We start from the raw sequence: 16,103 nt of genomic DNA, 5'->3' as shown, positions 1-16,103 counted from the left end.
GAGCGAGATGTCAGGCGTCCCAGAAGAGGGCCAGTCGGACGCCGGGGGGCATGAACGGACCACGCGTGGCGAGTTCCGCGCCCAGGTGAACGCACGCAAGGCCGACCTCGAGCGTCAGTTCGAGGCATCCAAGGCGCAGTTCGACGTGGCGCAGGAGAAGATCAACGCGCGCACCGGGCGCAACCTGCTCGTGGCCATCCTCATCGGGCTCGTGTTCGGCGGCGCCGTGCTGCTGAGCCTGCTCGTCGTCAAGGAGCTCTTCATGCTCCTCGCCGTCGTGATCGCAGGGTTCGCGAGCTACGAGCTCGCGCAGGCCCTGCGCAAGGCCGACTACCGCGTGCCCCGCATCCCGACCGTCGTCGTGGCGGTCGCGGCGGTGCCGCTCGCGTACTACGGCGGCGCCGGCGCGCAGCTGATCGCCGTGCTCGGCGGCATCGCGGTCGTCACGATCTGGCGCCTCGTCGAGCAGGGCCTGCCCGGCCGCTCCACCGGGCGCGCGCTCGTGCGCGACCTCTCGGCGGGCGCCTTCGTGCAGGGCTACGTGACGTTCCTCGCGACGTTCGCCGTGGTGCTCACCGCCGCCGACGGCGGCGAGTTGTGGACGCTCGCGTTCATCATGGCGGCGGTCGCCGCCGACACCGGGGCGTACGCCTTCGGGCTCATGTTCGGCAAGCACAAGATGGCGCCGGTGATCAGCCCGAAGAAGACCTGGGAGGGCTTCGCCGGGGGAGCGGCGACGAGTGTGGTCGCGGGGCTCCTGATCTCGCTGTTCCTGCTCGGCAACACGTGGTGGTTCGGGCTGCTGTTCGGCGCGGCGATCTTCCTCAGCGCGACGCTCGGCGATCTCGTCGAATCCCTCATCAAGCGCGACATCGGCATCAAGGACATGAGTTCGTGGCTGCCCGGCCACGGCGGCTTCCTCGACCGGCTCGACTCGATCCTGCCGTCCGCGGCGGTCGCGTTCGTGGCGTTCCGGATCTTCGGGTGAGCGTGCGCGATACTGGTGCGGTGGATCCGACGTTTCCGCTCGCCCGTAAGCCCCGCCTCGGCTACAACACCGCCCAGGTCGAGGAGTTCCTCCAGCGCGCGCGCCGCGCGTACGACGGCGCAGCGCTGCCCGACGACGAGCCGCTGACCAGCGAGCAGATCCGCCTCACGGCGTTCGCGATGCAGAAGCGCGGCTATTCGACCGACCACGTCGATGCCGCGCTCGCCCGCCTCGAGGACGCCTTCGCCGCGCAGGAGCGCCAGGTGGCCGCGCGGCTGCACGGCGACGAGGCGTGGCTGCGCGAGGCGCGCATGACGGCGCAGGTCGTCTCCAACCGGCTCGCGCGCCCCGAGGGCGAGCGGTTCGAGCGGATGAATCCGCTCGTGCTCGGGTACAGCGTGCGCGAGGTCGACCGCTTCACCGATCGGTTGACGCGCTACTTCCGCGACGGCTGGCCGATCTCCGTCGAGGACGTCCGTTCGGTGGTCTTCGCGACCCAGCGCGGCGGCTACCGCGAGTCCCAGGTCGACCTCGTGCTCGACGCCGTCGTCGACGTGATGCTCGCCGTCCGATGACGTGCCGAGTCGCGTTCGACGTGCTCGGCCGTGCTCCGATACACTCGACGAATCGTGGGTAGACACAATGGAGCAGACGCGGCCGCACAGCAGGCGCCGGTGACGAGGAGTCGACCCACCAGGGGTCCCGTCAAGCAGGCCGCCTCGGTGTTGTTCGCCTTCTTCGCCGCATCGGGTCTCGTGCTCGTCAACGTGGTCGACCCGTACTCGGGCGCGACCGCCTCGGCCGAGTTCGCGTTCGACGGCGACCGCTTCGACGGCGAGGCCGCGCAGTCGGTCGCCGCGGGCACCGGGTACGAGGTCACGCTCGGCGGCCACGAGAACTACGTCGTCGAGGAGAAGCCCGAGGTCGTGGTCGTCCCGGCCTCGTCGGGCGACGGCTGGGCGCCGCCCGCGGTGACACCCGACCCCGGTTCCGCGCAGGCGTACGCCGCCGGCGCGGTGGCCGCGCGCGGTTGGGGCACCGGCGAGTTCGACTGCCTCGTCGCGCTCTGGAACAAGGAATCGGGCTGGAACGTGAACGCCTACAACGCCGGCAGCGGTGCCTACGGCATCCCGCAGGCCCTCCCCGGCTCGAAGATGTCCTCCGCCGGCGCCGACTGGGAGACGAACGCGGGCACCCAGATCGAGTGGGGACTCGGGTACATCTCGGGCCGCTACGGCACCCCCTGCGGCGCGTGGGGCCACTCGGAGTCCGTCGGCTGGTACTGAGCGCATCGAGGGCGAGACGGCATCCCGGGTCGCCCTAGACTTGACGACATGGCGCGTTCGAACCGATCCCGGGGCCGCGCTGCGCGTGCACGCGAAGGGCACCCCGACCTCGACATCGACCGTCTCACCGCCGGCTGGCGGCGCACCGAGGTGCATGCCGGCCGCGAATGGAACGTCCAGCCCGTCTCCGAGGCGCAGGCCGTGAAGGCCTACCTCTGCCCCGGCTGCGGGCTCGAGGTCGCCCCGGGCGTCGCGCACCTCGTCGCCTGGCGCGCCGACGGCGTCCTCGGCGACGCCGCGGACCTCGCGGGCCGACGGCACTGGCACACGCACTGTTGGAGGTTGGGCGCACGGTGAGCGGAACAGACGAATCGATCGAGATCCGGGCCGGCGTCGAGCTGCCCGCCCGCCGGGAGGAGATCGAGCTGCGCACGAGCGACGGGCTGCGACTCGTCGGCGAGCTTGCCCTGCCGGCCGAACGCGAACCGGTCGCGACGCTCGTGACCCTCCACCCGCTGCCGACCGCCGGCGGATTCATGGACTCGCACATCCTCCGCAAGGCGGCGGCGAGGCTCCCGGCGCTCGCGGACCTCGCCGTGCTGCGCTTCAACACGCGCGGCACCGCATCGCCCCGCGGCACGAGCGAGGGAGCCTTCGGCGAAGGGCTCGCCGAACGGGCCGACGTCGCTGCGGCGATGGCGTTCGTCGCCGACCGCGGGCTGCCGCATCCCTGGCTCGTCGGCTGGTCGTTCGGCACCGAGCTCGCGCTGAAGTACGGGCTCGATCACGGCATCGACGGCGCGATCCTGCTCTCGCCCCCGCTCCACCGCACGAGCGACGGCGAGCTCGCCCGCTGGCGCGACGCGACGCCCGCGCTCGTCGCGCTCATTCCCGAGCACGACGACTACCTGAAGCCCGCCGAGGCCGCCGAACGATTCGCCGGGCTCCCGAGGTTGCAGCGCATCGACGTCGCCGGCGGGCGCCATCTCTGGGTGGGGGAGTCGCAGACCCGGCGGGTGCTCGATGAGATCGTGTCGGCCGTGAACCCGGCGGCGGCGCCGTTGCCGACCCACTGGCCGGTCGCGCACGGCGGTGCCGCGAGCGCCTAGCGTTCGTTCTGCCGGGGGATCACGACCTGCTTGATGATCAGCAGGAACGCTGCGGCGACCGGGATCGCGACGAGCGCGCCGAGGATGCCGCCGAGCGCGCCGCCCGCGAGCGCCGCGATCACGACGAGGGCGCCCGGGACCTTGACCGCACGGTTCATGATGCGCGGGCTCAGCACGTAGGCCTCGACCTGCATGTAGATCACGTAGTAGATCGCCGCGGCGAGGGCGGTGAGCGGGGAACCGATCGTGGGGATGAGGCACACGAGCACGATGATGATCGAGCCCGTGAGGGTGCCGACGAGCGGCACGAGCGAGAACATGAACGCGAGGAACGCGAGGACGGCGGTGAACGGGGCGCCGATGATCGACAGGTAGATGAAGCTCAGCGCGCCGTTGACGGCGGCGAGCGAGACCTGGCCGAGCACGAAGCGACCGACCGACTGGGTGATCTGCTCGGTGAGATCGGCGAAGCGGGCGCGCTTGGATGCGGGCACCAGCTGGTAGGTCGCGCGCTTCATCGTGTTGAGCGACGCCGTGAAGTAGAGCATCAGGATGAACACGATGATGACCGCGAACACCCCGGTCCCGATCGCCACGGCCACCTGCAGCACGCCGCCCGCGAGCTCGGAGAGCTTGTCGGGGTTCGTGAAGAAGTCGGTGAGCGCCGCGGTGACCTGCTCGGCGATCTCGTCGACCTTGAGCAGCGGGAACTGCTCCTGGAGGAACTCGAGCCAGTCCTGGGCCGTCACCTGCTCGACGATCCTCGGGATCTCGTCGATGAAGTCGCTCACCTGCTCGACGATCGTCGGCACGACCGCGAGGACGAGGGCGGCCGCGATGAGCCCGACGCCGCTCATGACGATGAGGATCGCGGACCAACGCGGAAGCCCTCGGCGCTCGAGCCAGCTGATCGCCGGGTCGAGGCCGAGGGCCAGGAAGAGCGCTGCTCCGATGTAGGTGATGATCGCCGAGAGGCTGACGATCGAGGCCAGGATGAAGAGCCCGACGCCGACACCGAGGGTGCCGACGAGTCCGACACGGAACGCGTTCTGGATCTTCACGGGAAACGCGCTCCTTCCAGCCGGACTACTTCGTGTCGGCCGCGACCTGTTCTGCCTGCGTCAGCACGCCGCGCAGGCTCTCGAAGTAGCCGGCGACCGCGTCGCGCTCGATCCTAATCTGCGAGAGCCGGTCCTCCGCGTCCGCCACGAGGGCGCGGGTGCGCTCTTCGGCATCGGCGATGAGCTTGCGCGCCTGGTCGTGCGCGGCGGCGATGCGCTCGCGCGCCTCCTCGTCGGCCTTGTCGCGGACTCCGGCGATCTCCGCGCGGACCTCGGTCTCGAGGCGCTCGGCCTCGGTGCGGCTCGACGCCGTGCGGGCGACGGCTTCGGCGAGCTCTGCGTTGGCGTCGTCGAGGAACTGCTGGGTCTGCGCGACGGCCTCCTGGTGCGCGGTCAGTCGCTCCTGCTCCGACTCGTCGCGCTTCGCGGTGAGCTCGGATTCGAGGTCGAGGTGCGCCTTCTCGATCTCGCGGCGCATCCGGTTGACCTCGTGCGTCGTCTTCTTGCGCATCGCGGTGAGCTGGTTGTCGAGGTCGATCCGCGCCTGCTCGGACTCGGCGTCGAAGTCCGCACGGGCCTGCTCCTGCTCGAGGGCGAGGTCGGCGCGCATCTGGTCGAGGTCGGCGGCGTGCTTCGCGCGGATGCGCTCGAGCTCGTGCTGGAGCTTCAGGCGAGCGGCCTCGGCTTCGCGCTCGAGGTCGACCTTGGCCTGCTCGCGCTGCTGCACGAGCTCGGCCCGGCTGCCCTCGAGTTCGCGGTCGAGGTCGGCACGTGCCTGGTCGAGCTCGTGGACGAGTGCGGCGCGGCGCTCGGTGATCTCGGCGTCGATGTCGGCGCGGGCCTCGGCCGACTCGCGGGCGAGGTCGAGCTTGGACTGCTCGGACTCGCGGGCGAGGTCGATGCGGGCCTGCTCGGTCTCCTTCGCGAGCTCTGCGCGGGCGCGGTCGAGCTCGATCGCGACCTCGGCGCGCGTCTGCTCGGTCTCCTGCGTGAGCCCGGCCGCGGTCGCGCGAGCCTCGCTCGCCTCGGTGTTCGCGGCGACGAGGATCTCGGAGGACTTCCGCTCGGCCGCCGACACGAGCGCGGCCGATTCGCGCTTCGCGGTGGAGCGCAGCTCTGCGGTCTCGGTCGCGACGGCGCCGCGGATCGCCGCGGCGTCGCGTGCGGCGTCCTGACGGAGCTGCTCGCTCGTCTCGTGGGCGCGGGCGACCATGTCGTCGGCCTCGACGCGGGCGTTCTCGAGCACGCGGTTCGCCTGAGCGCGCGCCTCGGTGAGCGTGCGCTCGGCGAGTTCGTGCGCGTCGGAGCGCATGAGGTGCGACTCGTCCTCGGCGGCGCGGCGGAGCTTCTCGGCGTCGATGTCGGCCTGGGCGATGAGGCGGGTCGACTGCTCCTCGGCGACACGCAGCGTGTTCTCGAGCTTGGTGCCGAGCCCCGAGAAGGTCGGGCTGCCGACCTCTTCGAGCTCGGCGGTGAGCTCTTCGATGCGCGCAAGGAGGCGCTTGTTCTCCTTCACCGAGTCGGACGACTGGTTGTTCGCGGTGATGATGTCACGACGAAGGCCGTTGATGGCCTTGTCGACCTCGTCCTTGTCGTATCCGCGGAACACCTGTGTGAACTCGGTCTCTTCGACGGCCATGCTTCCTCCGGGTCGTGTCCCGCGTTTGTGGGGGCTCATGCGGGAATCGTTCCGATTGTACGGGGGTTCTGGATGCCGCGTGGCGCGGCCGTTGCCAGCGTTCGGTGAGGGGACTCACAGACTCAGCCGGTAGTGTGGAATGTCTTTGTCGGATGCCGCGTCGTGCGGCTTTGGAGGTTGTTCGTGCGCTTCGCCCTCGCAATCGTGGCCTTCGTCGCCGCGGCCGTGATGATCGGGCTCGGCATCGCCCAACGCACCGTGTTCATGGAGGCCGATCGGGTCTCGATGTCGGCGGAGTCCGACGGCGAGACCGCATTCATGGTGATCGGTCCCGATGCGCTGGCCGCGAATCCCGGCAAGCAGGAGGTCTCCGTCTCGGGCGACGGCCCCATCTTCATCTCCTACGGCCGCACCACCGACATGGAGGCGTGGCTCGGTGAGATCCCGTACGAGTCGGTGCACTACGACGCCGAGGAGAAGACGCTCGTGACCGAGCTCGTGGAGGCCTCGCCGACCGACGAGCCCGCCGCGGAGACCCCGACCGAGCCCCCGGCGCCGACCGAGACCCCGGCGCCGACCGAGACGCCCGCCGAGACGCCCGCGGCGACCGAGGCCGCACCCGACCCCGAGGCGCTCGCCGCGGCGACCCCGATCGGTTCCGACCTCTGGCTCGACGAGTTCACGGGGGAGCGTTTCGTCACCACGACGCTCGACGTCCCCGAGGGGATCTCCGTGCTCGTGGCCTCCGACGGGCTCTCGCCGGCACCGGCGAAGGTCGAGCTCGACTGGCCGGTGGACACGGCGACGCCGTGGGTGGGGCCGTTGATCCTCGGCGGCGCGATCGTGTTCCTCGTCGGGCTCGGGCTGCTCGCGTCGGGGTTCATCCGGCACAAGCGATCGCGCGGCCCGCGCCGCAACCTGCCCAAGGGCCCGCGCGGGCGCCTTCCGAGTGCGCCGAAGCCCACACGCAACCAGGTCGGCGCCGGCGGCGGACGCCGCGCCATCGGACGGGCCAAGCGCATCGCGATCGTTCCGGCGCTGCTCGTCCCGGCCCTCGCGCTCTCGGCGTGCTCCGCCGACTACTGGCCGCGCTTCGACGGTGCGGCGGCACCCGCGACGACCGCGCCGTCGACCCCGCTCGCCTCGGCCGAGCCCGAGGAGACGGTCGACCCCGAGGCTCCGACCGTCGAGCCGGCGGTCACGGTGCCCCAGATGGAGCGCATCATGCGACGCCTCGCCGTCTTCACGAGCGAGGTCGACGAGTCCCGCGGGACCGAGGCCGCCGCCGCGCGGTTCGTCGGGCCGCCCCTCGAGGCGCGCGCAGCCAACTACACGATCCGGGGAACCCTCACGGATCACCCGCTTCCGCCCGCGATCCCGGCGGCGCCGGTGACGCTGACGTTGCCGCAGCAGTCGACGGGGTGGCCGCGCACGGTGCTCACCATCGCGAAGAACGCCGACGACGAGACGATCGCGCCGACGGCGCTCGTGCTCGTGCAGGAGACCCCCCGCGACAACTACCACGTGATCTCGCAGACCGCGCTCGTGCCCGACACCGACGTGCCCGAGGTGGCACCGGCCTCGATCGGCGCCCCGCCGATCTCGCCCGAGTACAAGGGTCTCGTGATGCCCACGGGCCAGGTCGCGGCGGCCTACGCGGACATCCTGCAGAACGGCGCCGAGAGCACCTTCGCCCCGATGTTCGCGCTCGACGACTCCGATCTCGACGAGGCGCTCAATGCGGCGAGCCGCAAGAAGGCGGCCGAGGCCGAGAACCCCACCGCGACGCTCACGGTGTCGACGTCGGCGGGCACGACGCCCCCGATCGCCTTCGGCACGATCGACGCCGGAGCGATCGTCGCGGTCGACGTGCGGCGCGGCGAGAAGAGCGTGCCCAACGACGGCGGCACCACGGGCTTCCAGGAGGGCGGCAGCGCCGCGGCGCTGTCGGGCTTCACGGAGCAGAGCGCCAAGGGCGTGTCGCGGGTGAGCGGCATCCAGCTGCTCTTCTACGTGCCCGGCGTCAGTGCCGGTGAGAACGCGCAGATCCAGCTCCTCGGCTGGTCCGAGAACCTCATCCAAGCAGCGGAGGTCAAGTGACGAACCCGATTCCTCCCTCAGGTGCGGCCCTTCGCGGCGCCGTCGACCTGTCGGCGCTCGTGCAGCGGCAGCAGGCGGCCGCTGCGCCCGGCGGTGCCCACGCCCCGTCCTCGGCCGACCGGATCGTCGTCGAGACCGACGACGCCGGCTTCGGTGCCGTCCTCGAACTCTCGCGCACGGTCCCCGTGGTCGTCGCCCTGTGGGCATCGTGGAGCGAGTCGTCGCAGGTGCTCCTCGGCGCACTCGAGCGCCTGGTTCGCGCCCGTGACGGACGACTGGTCCTCGCCGCGGCCGACGCCGATCGCAGCCCGCAGCTCGTGCAGGCCTTCCAGGCCCAGGCGATCCCGACCGTCGTGGCGCTCGTCGCCGGGCAACCGGTGCCGCTCTTCGCGGGCGAGCAGACCGACGACGTGATCTCGCAGCTCTTCGACCAGCTGCTCGAGCTCGGTGCCCAGCACGGCGCGTCGGGTCGGGTCGAGCCGGGTGAGGGCGAGGCGGGGTCCGCGGTTCCAGAACCGGTCGAGGCGCCGCTGCCGCCGCTCCACCAGGAGGCCTACGACGCGATCGAGCGGCGCGACTACGACGCCGCCGCGACGGCGTACCGAACGGCCATCGCCCAGGACCCCCGCGACGCGCTCGCGGTCGCCGGGCTCGCCCAGGTGAACCTCCTCGGCCGACTCGCGGGCAAGACGCTCGACGAGATCCGCCAGGCCGCCGCCGCGGCACCCGACGACCTCGCCGCGCAGCTCGACGTCGTCGACCTCGACATCTCGGGCGGCCACGTCGACGACGGGTTCGACCGGCTCCTCACGATGTTCCCCTCGCTCGACGCCGACGGGCAGAAGCTCGTGCGCGAGCGGCTCGTCGAACTGTTCGAGGTCGTCGGCACGGAGGACCCCCGGGTGGCGGCCGCCCGTCGCCGACTCGCGAGCCTGCTCTACTGAGCCGGCGCTCCACGACGTCGTGAAGGCGGTGCCGTACGGCACCGCCTTCTCGCATCACCCCTCGAGTTCGAACCAGACCGCGCCGAGCGGCGGCAGCACGAAGGTCGCCGAGACGGCCCGCCCGGCCCACGGCACCGGTTGGGTCTCCACGCCGCCGAGGTTGCCGACGCCCGAGCCCCCGAACTCCGCGGCATCCGAGTTCAGCACCTCGCGCCACCGGCCGCTGAACGGCAGGCCGAGCCGGAAGCCCTCGTGCGGTCGCCCGGCGAAGTTCACGATGCACAGCAGCGGCCGACGCTCGCGGTCGAAGCGGAGGAACGCGAGCACGTTCTCGGCCGCGGCGCCGCCCTCGACCCATTCGAAGCCCGCGGCGTCGTCGTCGAGCTGCCACAGCGCGGCCGTGTCGCGGTAGCGGCGGTTCAGGGCGCCGACGAACTCGGCGAGCTGCCGGTGGCTCGGCTGGTCGAGGATCCACCAGTCGAGCCCGCGCTCCTCGCTCCACTCGCTGAGCTGGCCGAACTCCTGCCCCATGAACAGCAGCTGCTTGCCGGGGTGCGCCCACATGAATGCGAGGTAGGCCCGCACGTTGGCCAGCTGCTGCCAGTGGTCGCCGGGCATCTTGCGCACGAGCGAGCCCTTGCCGTGCACGACCTCGTCGTGCGAGATCGGCAGGATGAAGTGCTCGCTGAACGCGTAGAGGAACGAGAAGGTGAGCTCGTGGTGGTGATGCGAACGGTGCATCGGGTCGCGCCGGATGTACTCGAGCGAATCGTGCATCCAGCCCATGTTCCACTTGTAGCCGAAGCCGAGCCCGCCCGAACTCGTCGGCGCGGTGACCCCGGGCCACGACGTCGACTCCTCGGCGATCATGACGATGCCGGGGTTGCGCTTGTACGCGGTCGCGGTCGCCTCCTGCAGGAACCCGATGGCCTCGAGGTGCTCGCGTCCGCCGTGCACGTTCGGCAGCCATTCCCCGTCCTCGCGCGAGTAGTCGAGGTAGAGCATGGATGCCACGGCGTCGACCCGGAGCCCGTCGACGTGCATCTCCTCCAGCCAGAACAGGGCGTTCGCGACGAGGAAGTTGCGCACCCGCGGATTGCCGTAGTCGAAGACGAGGGTGCCCCAGTCCTTCTGCTCGCCGCGTCGTGGGTCGGCGTGCTCGTACAGCGGCTCGCCGTCGAAGCGCGCGAGGGCCCACTCGTCCTTCGGGAAATGCCCGGGCACCCAGTCCATGATGACGCCGATGCCGGCCTGGTGCAGGCGGTCGATGAGGTGCTTGAGGTCGTCGGGGGAGCCGAACCTGCTGGTGACGGCGAAGTAGCCCGTCACCTGGTAGCCCCACGACCCGCCGAACGGATGCTCCGCCAGCGGCATGAATTCGACGTGCGTGTAGCCCAGCCAGTCGAGGTACTCGATGAGCTCGTCGGCGATCTCGCGGTACCCCTTGCCGGGCCGCCAGGAGCCGAGGTGCAGTTCGTAGACCGACATGGGGCGCTCGTGGGCGTTCGTCTCGGCGCGGGCCGACATCCAGTCGCCGTCGTGCCACTCATGGGTGCTCACGTCGACGATCGAGGCGGTCGCGGGCGCCTGCTCGGCGCGCCGGGCCATCGGGTCGGCCTTCATGATCCACTCGCCGCTGCCGGTGAGGATCTCGTACTTGTAGCGCGCGCCGGGCTCGAGCTCGGGCACGAAGAGCTCCCAGACGCCGCTCGCCCCCATGCTGCGCATCGCGTGCCCGGCGCCGTCCCAGCGGTTGAAGTCGCCCACGACGCGCACCGCCCGCGCACGCGGCGCCCAGACCGCGAACGCGGTGCCGCCGATCGCGCCCGAGACGCCCCAGTGCTCCCGGTGCCGCGCGCCGAGCGCATGCCAGAGCTCTTCGTGGCGTCCCTCCCTGATCAGGTGGAGGTCGAGCTCCCCGATCGTCGGGGCGAAGCGATAGGGGTCGTCCGCGATCCATTCCCCGCCGTCGGCGTAGCGGGCCCGCACCTGGTAGTCGCTCGGGCCGAACGCACCCGCGCCCGCCCAGATGCCGTGACCGACATGCTGGAGCGGCAGGGTCTCGCCGCCGGCGAGGAGCGCGTCGACGGAGTCGGCGAGGGGACGGCGGGTGCGGATCGCGGTGAACGGGCCGGGCTCGCCCACGCGCGCGAAGCCGTGCTGCCCGAGGACGGAGTGCGGGTCGGCGTGGCGCCCCTCGGCGACGGCGGCGAGTACCTCGTCGGCGACGGCGGGTGCGGCGATCGGTTCAGGCATCCTTGGCCCTTCTCACGTGGAGGATGTGCGCGGGCCGGGTGAACGCGTCGAGCCGCACGTAGTTCGAGGCCCCCCACTCCCACCTCGTGCCGGTGACGAGGTCCTCGACCTCGAAGCGCGCGTCGTCGTCGAGTCCGATGGTCGCGAGCTCGAGGTGCACCGTCGTCTCGCGGACCGAGTGCGGGTCGACGTTGGCGACGACGATGATCGTGTCGTCGACGCCGTCGGGCGTGAATCGGCCCTCGAGGTGCTTCGAGTACACGAGCACCGAGTCGTCGTCGCTCGCGTGGAATCGGAGGTTCCGGAGCTGCGCGAGCGCGGGATGCTCGGCACGCACCCGGTTGAGGATGCCGAGGTAGAGCGCGAGCGAGCGGCCGGCGGCCTCGGCCGCGGCGAAGTCGCGGGGCTTGTACTCGTACTTCTCGTTGTCGATCGCCTCCTCCGCGCCGGGGCGGGCGACCGACTCGAACAGCTCGAACCCCGAGTAGACGCCCCAGAGGGGTGCCGCCGTCGCGGCGATCGTGGCGCGCACGGTGAACGCGGCCGGCCCGCCGAACTGCAGGTACTCGGTGAGGATGTCGGGGGTGTTCACGAAGAGGTTCGGGCGCATGAAGTCGGCCGTCTCCTGCGAGACGGAGGTGAGGAACTCCTCGAGCTCGGCCTTCGTGTTCCGCCAGGTGAAGTACGAGTACGACTGCTGGAATCCGGCCATGGCGAGCGCCTGCATCATCGCCGGACGGGTGAATGCCTCCGCGAGGAACACGACGCCCGGGTCCTCAGCGTTCACTGCGGCGATGAGCCGTTCCCAGAACACGAGCGGCTTCGTGTGGGGGTTGTCGACGCGGAAGATGCGCACGCCCTGCTTGATCCAGTGCCGCACGATGCGCAGGACCTCGTCGAAGATGCCCTCGGGGTCGTCGTCGAAGTTCACCGGGTAGATGTCCTGGTACTTCTTCGGCGGGTTCTCCGCGTAGCGGATCGTGCCGTCGGGCAGCTGCGTGAACCAGTCGGGGTGCTCGGCGACCCACGGATGGTCGGGTGAGGCCTGGAGGGCGAGGTCGAGCGCGATCTCGAGCCCCAGCGCGTTCGCCCGGCGGACGAACGCGCGGAAGTCGGCGAGCGTGCCGAGGTCGGGGTGCACGGCGTCGTGCCCGCCCGCGCTGCCGTCCTTCATGGGGCCGCCGATCGCCCACGGCGAGCCGGGGTCGTGGGGCCCGGGCGTCAGCGTGTTGTTCGGGCCCTTGCGGTTCGTCACGCCGATGGGGTGGATCGGCGGCAGGTAGACGACGTCGAAGCCCATCGCGGCGACCGCGTCGAGACGCTTCTGCGCCGACCGGAACGTGCCCGACTTCCAGGAGCCGTCCTTCAGCTTCCGCGCGCCCTCCGAGCGGGGGAAGAACTCGTACCACGCGCCGACGCCGGCGCGTCGACGCTCGACGAGGATCGTGTGCTCGGGCGAGTCGCTCTCGAGCCGCGCGAGCGGGCGGGCGTCGAACTCGTCGAAGAGGGGGTCGTCGACGAGGGGCCGGCGGTCGGCGATGGATGCCACGGGGTCGCGCAGTCGGGCGGCGAGCCCCGCGAGCCGGCTGCGCACGGCCTTCGGCCGCGCGGGCTCGGCGGCCGCGCGATCGAGGAGGCGCGCGCCGAGCTCGAACATGAGGAGGGCGTCGACGCCCGCATCGACCTTCACGGCCGCGTCGTGGCGCCAGGTCGCGATCTCGTCGTCGAAGCCGGTGACGTGCCAGTGCCACTCGCCGAGCTCGTCGAGCCGCACGAGCGCCTCCCAGCGGTCGGTGCCGGGCTCCATGGCCGACATGCGCTCGCGGCGGACCTCGCCCGACGGCGCGGTGATGACGAGCATCGCGCCGACCCGGTCGTGGCCCTCGCGGAACACCGTCGCCCGGAACGGCACCACCTCGCCCTCGAAGGCCTTGGGGTGCCAGCGGGGGTCGGGCACGGCCGGCGTGATCCGCGTCACTGGGATGCGGCCGGCCAGGGGAGAAGCGATGCTCACGTTCCGACCGTAGCGCCTCGCCCGCCGATTGAACCGCGCAGCGCGCTGTTCACATGTTCGACACGCTCGCCTCGTACCCTGAGGGAGTGAAGTCGATCCGGAAGTTCACCGTCCGTGCCGTCGTCCCCGCCCGCCTCGGCGCCCTGGAAGAGCTCGCGGCGAATCTCCGCTGGGCCTGGCACGAGCCGACGAGGCGGCTCTTCGCGCATATCGACCCCGAGGCGTGGGCGCGCTCCGAGCGCGACCCCGTGACCTTCCTCGGCGAGGTCGACCCGGCCAGGCTCGCCGCCCTCGCGGGCGACGACGAGTACGTCGCCTGGGCCGATCGCGAGCGCGACGGCCTGCGCGCCTACCTCGCCGAGCCGCGCTGGTACCAGGAGCTCGACGGCGCGGCGCCGGGCCTCGTCGCCTACTTCTCGCCCGAGTACGGCATCGCCGCCGCACTGCCGCAGTACTCGGGCGGACTCGGCATCCTCGCCGGCGACCACCTGAAGGCGGCCTCCGACCTCGGCGTGCCGATCGTGGCGGTCGGGCTCTTCTACAAGGCGGGCTACTTCTCGCAGTCGATCTCGTCCGACGGATGGCAGCAGGAGCGGTACCCCGTGCAGGATCCCGACGGCCTGCCGCTCAGCGTGCTCCGGCGCCCCGACGGCAGCGCCGTGCAGATCTCGATCGCCCTGCCCGGCGGGGCGACGCTCGCCGCGCGGGTCTGGAAGGCCGCGGTCGGCCGGGTGACGCTGCTCCTCCTCGACACCGACGTGCCAGCGAACGCCGATGAGCTGCGCGGCGTCACCGACCGGCTCTACGGCGGCGGCAGCGAACACCGGCTGCTCCAGGAACTGCTGCTCGGCATCGGCGGCGTGCGGGCGATCCGCGCGTGGTCGGAGCTCACCGGCGCCCCGGCACCCGAGGTGTTCCACATGAACGAGGGGCACGCCGGGTTCCTCGGCCTGGAGCGCATCTCGAGCTACATCGGCGAGGGGCTCGGATTCGCCGAGGCGCTCCAGCTCGTGCGCTCGGGCACGGTGTTCACGACGCATACGCCGGTGCCCGCGGGCATCGACCGGTTCGATCGCGCGCTCGTCGAGCGCTACGTCACCGCAGAACTGCTGCCGGGCGTCGAACCCGCCGATGCGCTCGCGCTCGGTGCCGAGCCCGGCGCCGACCCCGCCACGAGCGCCTTCAACATGGCCATGATGGGGCTTCGTCTCGCCGGGCACGCCAACGGCGTCTCCGAGCTGCACGGGCGCGTGAGCCGGCGCATGTTCGGCGCACTGTGGCCGGGCTTCGACCCCGAGGACCTGCCGATCACGTCCATCACGAACGGCGTGCACGCGCCGACCTGGATCGACCCGGCGCTCACCGCGCTCGCCGAGCGCGCGCTCGGCACCGACGACAGCGAGCACGCCGACTGGCTGAGCCCGGCGGTCGGCGACGCCGAGCTGTGGGCGGTCAAGCACCGGATGCGCGCACGACTCGTCGACGACGCCCGTCGACGTCTCGCGTCGGCCTTCGTCGAACAGCACCCCGGGGCATCCGCGCCCGACTGGGTCACCCGTGCCCTCGACCCCGACGTGCTCACGGTCGGCTTCGCCCGGCGCGTGCCGACCTACAAGCGGCTGACGCTCATGCTGCAGGACCCCGAACGCCTGACCGCGATCCTCACCGACCCCGAGCGCCCGGTGCAGTTCGTGATCGCGGGCAAGTCGCATCCCGCCGACGACGAGGGCAAGCGGCTCATCCAGCGGCTCGTGCAGTTCGCGGCGCAGCCCGAGCTGCGGGAGCGCATCGTGTTCCTCCCCGACTACGACATGGCGATGGCCGAGACCCTCTACCCGGGCTGCGACGTCTGGCTCAACAACCCGCTGCGCCCGCTCGAGGCGTGCGGCACCTCGGGCATGAAGGCGGCGATGAACGCGGCGCTCAACCTGTCGATCCTCGACGGATGGTGGGCCGAGTACGCGGGCGACGACTACGGCTGGGTGATCCCGTCGGCCGATTCGGCCGGCGACGCCGCCGAACGCGACGCACGCGAGGCGGCGGCGCTCTACGACCTCCTCGAGCACCGCATCGTGCCCGCCTTCTACGACCGGCCGGCGGCCGCCGACCCGGCGCAGACCGGCTACTTCGAGCGCGACGCCGACCGGGTCCCGGCCGAGTGGGTGCGCATGCTGCGCACCACCCTCACCCGGCTGGCCCCCGAGCTCGGGGCCGATCGCATGGTGCGCGAGTACGTCGAACGCCTGTACCGGCCGGCGGCGTCGCGGTTCGGCGTCATGCGCGCCGACGACGCCCGGGCGGCGCGCGGCTTCGCGGCGTGGGCGGCGAAGGTGCGGGCGGCGTGGCCGCAGGTGGCGGTGCTGCACGTCGAGTCGGGCGGCCTCGACCAGCCCGCGGTCGGCGACGAGCTGCACGTGCGCGCGGAGGTCTCGCTCGGCGGGCTCGGCGCGGGCGACGTCGCCGTCGAGCTCGTCTCGGGCCGCAGCACGGCCGCCGACGACCTCACGGACGCGGAGCGCACGCCGCTCGCCGCCGCCGGCGGGGGCAGCTGGGAGGGCACCGTGACCCTCGACCGGGCCGGCTCGTTCGGCTACACGGTACGCGTGGTGCCCGCGCATCCGCTGCTCGCGAACCCGGCGGAGCTCGGCCTCATCGCCGTCGCGGAGTGAGCCGCACGTGCGGGCGTCGCCGCATGGGCAGGCGCGG

General features: G+C 71.8%; 12 protein-coding genes. 8 read left to right on the top strand and 4 right to left on the bottom strand.

All coding sequences use genetic code 11. The features are described from left to right. Positions 1-7: 7 nt before the first annotated feature. The 5 genes from ACFVAJ_RS15760 to ACFVAJ_RS15740 are packed head-to-tail and all read left to right on the top strand — an operon-like array spanning position 8 to position 3,383. Positions 8-988, top strand: coding sequence for a phosphatidate cytidylyltransferase (locus ACFVAJ_RS15760; protein WP_376945700.1), 981 nt, complete (start codon positions 8-10; stop codon positions 986-988). Positions 989-1,008: 20 nt separating this feature from the next. Next, entirely contained in the window at positions 1,009-1,563 is a 555-nt protein-coding gene (locus ACFVAJ_RS15755; RefSeq protein ID WP_376945698.1) for a DivIVA domain-containing protein, read from the top strand. Positions 1,564-1,617: 54 nt separating this feature from the next. Further along, positions 1,618-2,274 (top strand): lytic transglycosylase domain-containing protein, encoded by a 657-nt coding sequence (locus tag ACFVAJ_RS15750; protein WP_376945696.1) that lies wholly within the window; start codon positions 1,618-1,620, stop codon positions 2,272-2,274. A gap of 48 nt (positions 2,275-2,322) precedes the next feature. Further along, positions 2,323-2,631, top strand: coding sequence for a hypothetical protein (locus ACFVAJ_RS15745; RefSeq protein ID WP_212277303.1), 309 nt, complete (start codon positions 2,323-2,325; stop codon positions 2,629-2,631). Between the two features lie 17 nt (positions 2,632-2,648). Then, positions 2,649-3,383 (top strand): alpha/beta hydrolase, encoded by a 735-nt coding sequence (locus ACFVAJ_RS15740; RefSeq protein WP_376945848.1) that lies wholly within the window; start codon positions 2,649-2,651, stop codon positions 3,381-3,383. Here the strand turns inward: ACFVAJ_RS15740 and ACFVAJ_RS15735 are convergent. Beyond that, positions 3,380-4,444: an AI-2E family transporter gene (locus tag ACFVAJ_RS15735; protein ID WP_376945694.1), complete on the bottom strand. Its 1,065-nt coding sequence runs from the start codon at positions 4,442-4,444 to the stop codon at positions 3,380-3,382. The two genes, ACFVAJ_RS15740 and ACFVAJ_RS15735, sit on opposite strands and share 4 nt — an antisense overlap. Positions 4,445-4,469: 25 nt before the next feature. Next, positions 4,470-6,083: a DivIVA domain-containing protein gene (locus tag ACFVAJ_RS15730; RefSeq protein ID WP_376945692.1), complete on the bottom strand. Its 1,614-nt coding sequence runs from the start codon at positions 6,081-6,083 to the stop codon at positions 4,470-4,472. 183 nt (positions 6,084-6,266) lie between these two features. On the opposite strand from ACFVAJ_RS15730, the gene ACFVAJ_RS15725 reads away from it, so the two are divergent. Then, the gene (locus tag ACFVAJ_RS15725) at positions 6,267-8,183 is read left to right on the top strand and encodes a hypothetical protein (protein ID WP_376945690.1); all 1,917 of its coding nucleotides are present in this window, start codon (positions 6,267-6,269) and stop codon (positions 8,181-8,183) included. Continuing rightward, on the top strand, positions 8,180-9,127 hold the full coding sequence (locus tag ACFVAJ_RS15720) for a tetratricopeptide repeat protein (protein WP_376945688.1): 948 nt from the start codon (positions 8,180-8,182) through the stop codon (positions 9,125-9,127). Before ACFVAJ_RS15725 ends, ACFVAJ_RS15720 begins: the two co-directional genes overlap by 4 nt. Positions 9,128-9,181: 54 nt before the next feature. On the opposite strand, the gene glgB is transcribed toward ACFVAJ_RS15720, so the two are convergent. Together glgB and ACFVAJ_RS15710 are read right to left on the bottom strand one after the other, a co-directional pair. Next, positions 9,182-11,383 (bottom strand): 1,4-alpha-glucan branching protein GlgB, encoded by a 2,202-nt coding sequence (glgB, locus tag ACFVAJ_RS15715; RefSeq protein WP_376945686.1) that lies wholly within the window; start codon positions 11,381-11,383, stop codon positions 9,182-9,184. Beyond that, positions 11,376-13,397, bottom strand: a complete 2,022-nt coding sequence (locus tag ACFVAJ_RS15710) for an alpha-1,4-glucan--maltose-1-phosphate maltosyltransferase (RefSeq protein ID WP_376945684.1) — start codon at positions 13,395-13,397, stop codon at positions 11,376-11,378. Before ACFVAJ_RS15710 ends, glgB begins: the two co-directional genes overlap by 8 nt. Before the next feature lie 86 nt (positions 13,398-13,483). On the opposite strand from ACFVAJ_RS15710, the gene glgP reads away from it, so the two are divergent. Continuing rightward, positions 13,484-16,066, top strand: a complete 2,583-nt coding sequence (gene glgP / locus ACFVAJ_RS15705; protein ID WP_376945682.1) for an alpha-glucan family phosphorylase — start codon at positions 13,484-13,486, stop codon at positions 16,064-16,066. Positions 16,067-16,103: the final 37 nt, after the last annotated feature.

Origin of the sequence: Agromyces sp. NPDC057679, assembly GCF_042799635.1 — a bacterium.
Lineage (GTDB): Bacteria > Actinomycetota > Actinomycetes > Actinomycetales > Microbacteriaceae > Agromyces.
This window is presented reverse-complemented; position numbering and strand designations above follow the sequence as displayed.

Excerpts from the sequence above, each read along its gene's own strand:
- ACFVAJ_RS15760 (WP_376945700.1), top strand. The coding sequence starts at position 8 with ATGTCAGGCGTCCCAGAAGAGGGCCAGTCGGACGCCGGGGGGCATGAA.
- ACFVAJ_RS15745 (WP_212277303.1), top strand. The coding sequence starts at position 2,323 with ATGGCGCGTTCGAACCGATCCCGGGGCCGCGCTGCGCGTGCACGCGAA.
- ACFVAJ_RS15730 (WP_376945692.1), bottom strand. The coding sequence starts at position 6,083 with ATGGCCGTCGAAGAGACCGAGTTCACACAGGTGTTCCGCGGATACGAC.
- glgB (WP_376945686.1), bottom strand. The coding sequence starts at position 11,383 with ATGCCTGAACCGATCGCCGCACCCGCCGTCGCCGACGAGGTACTCGCC.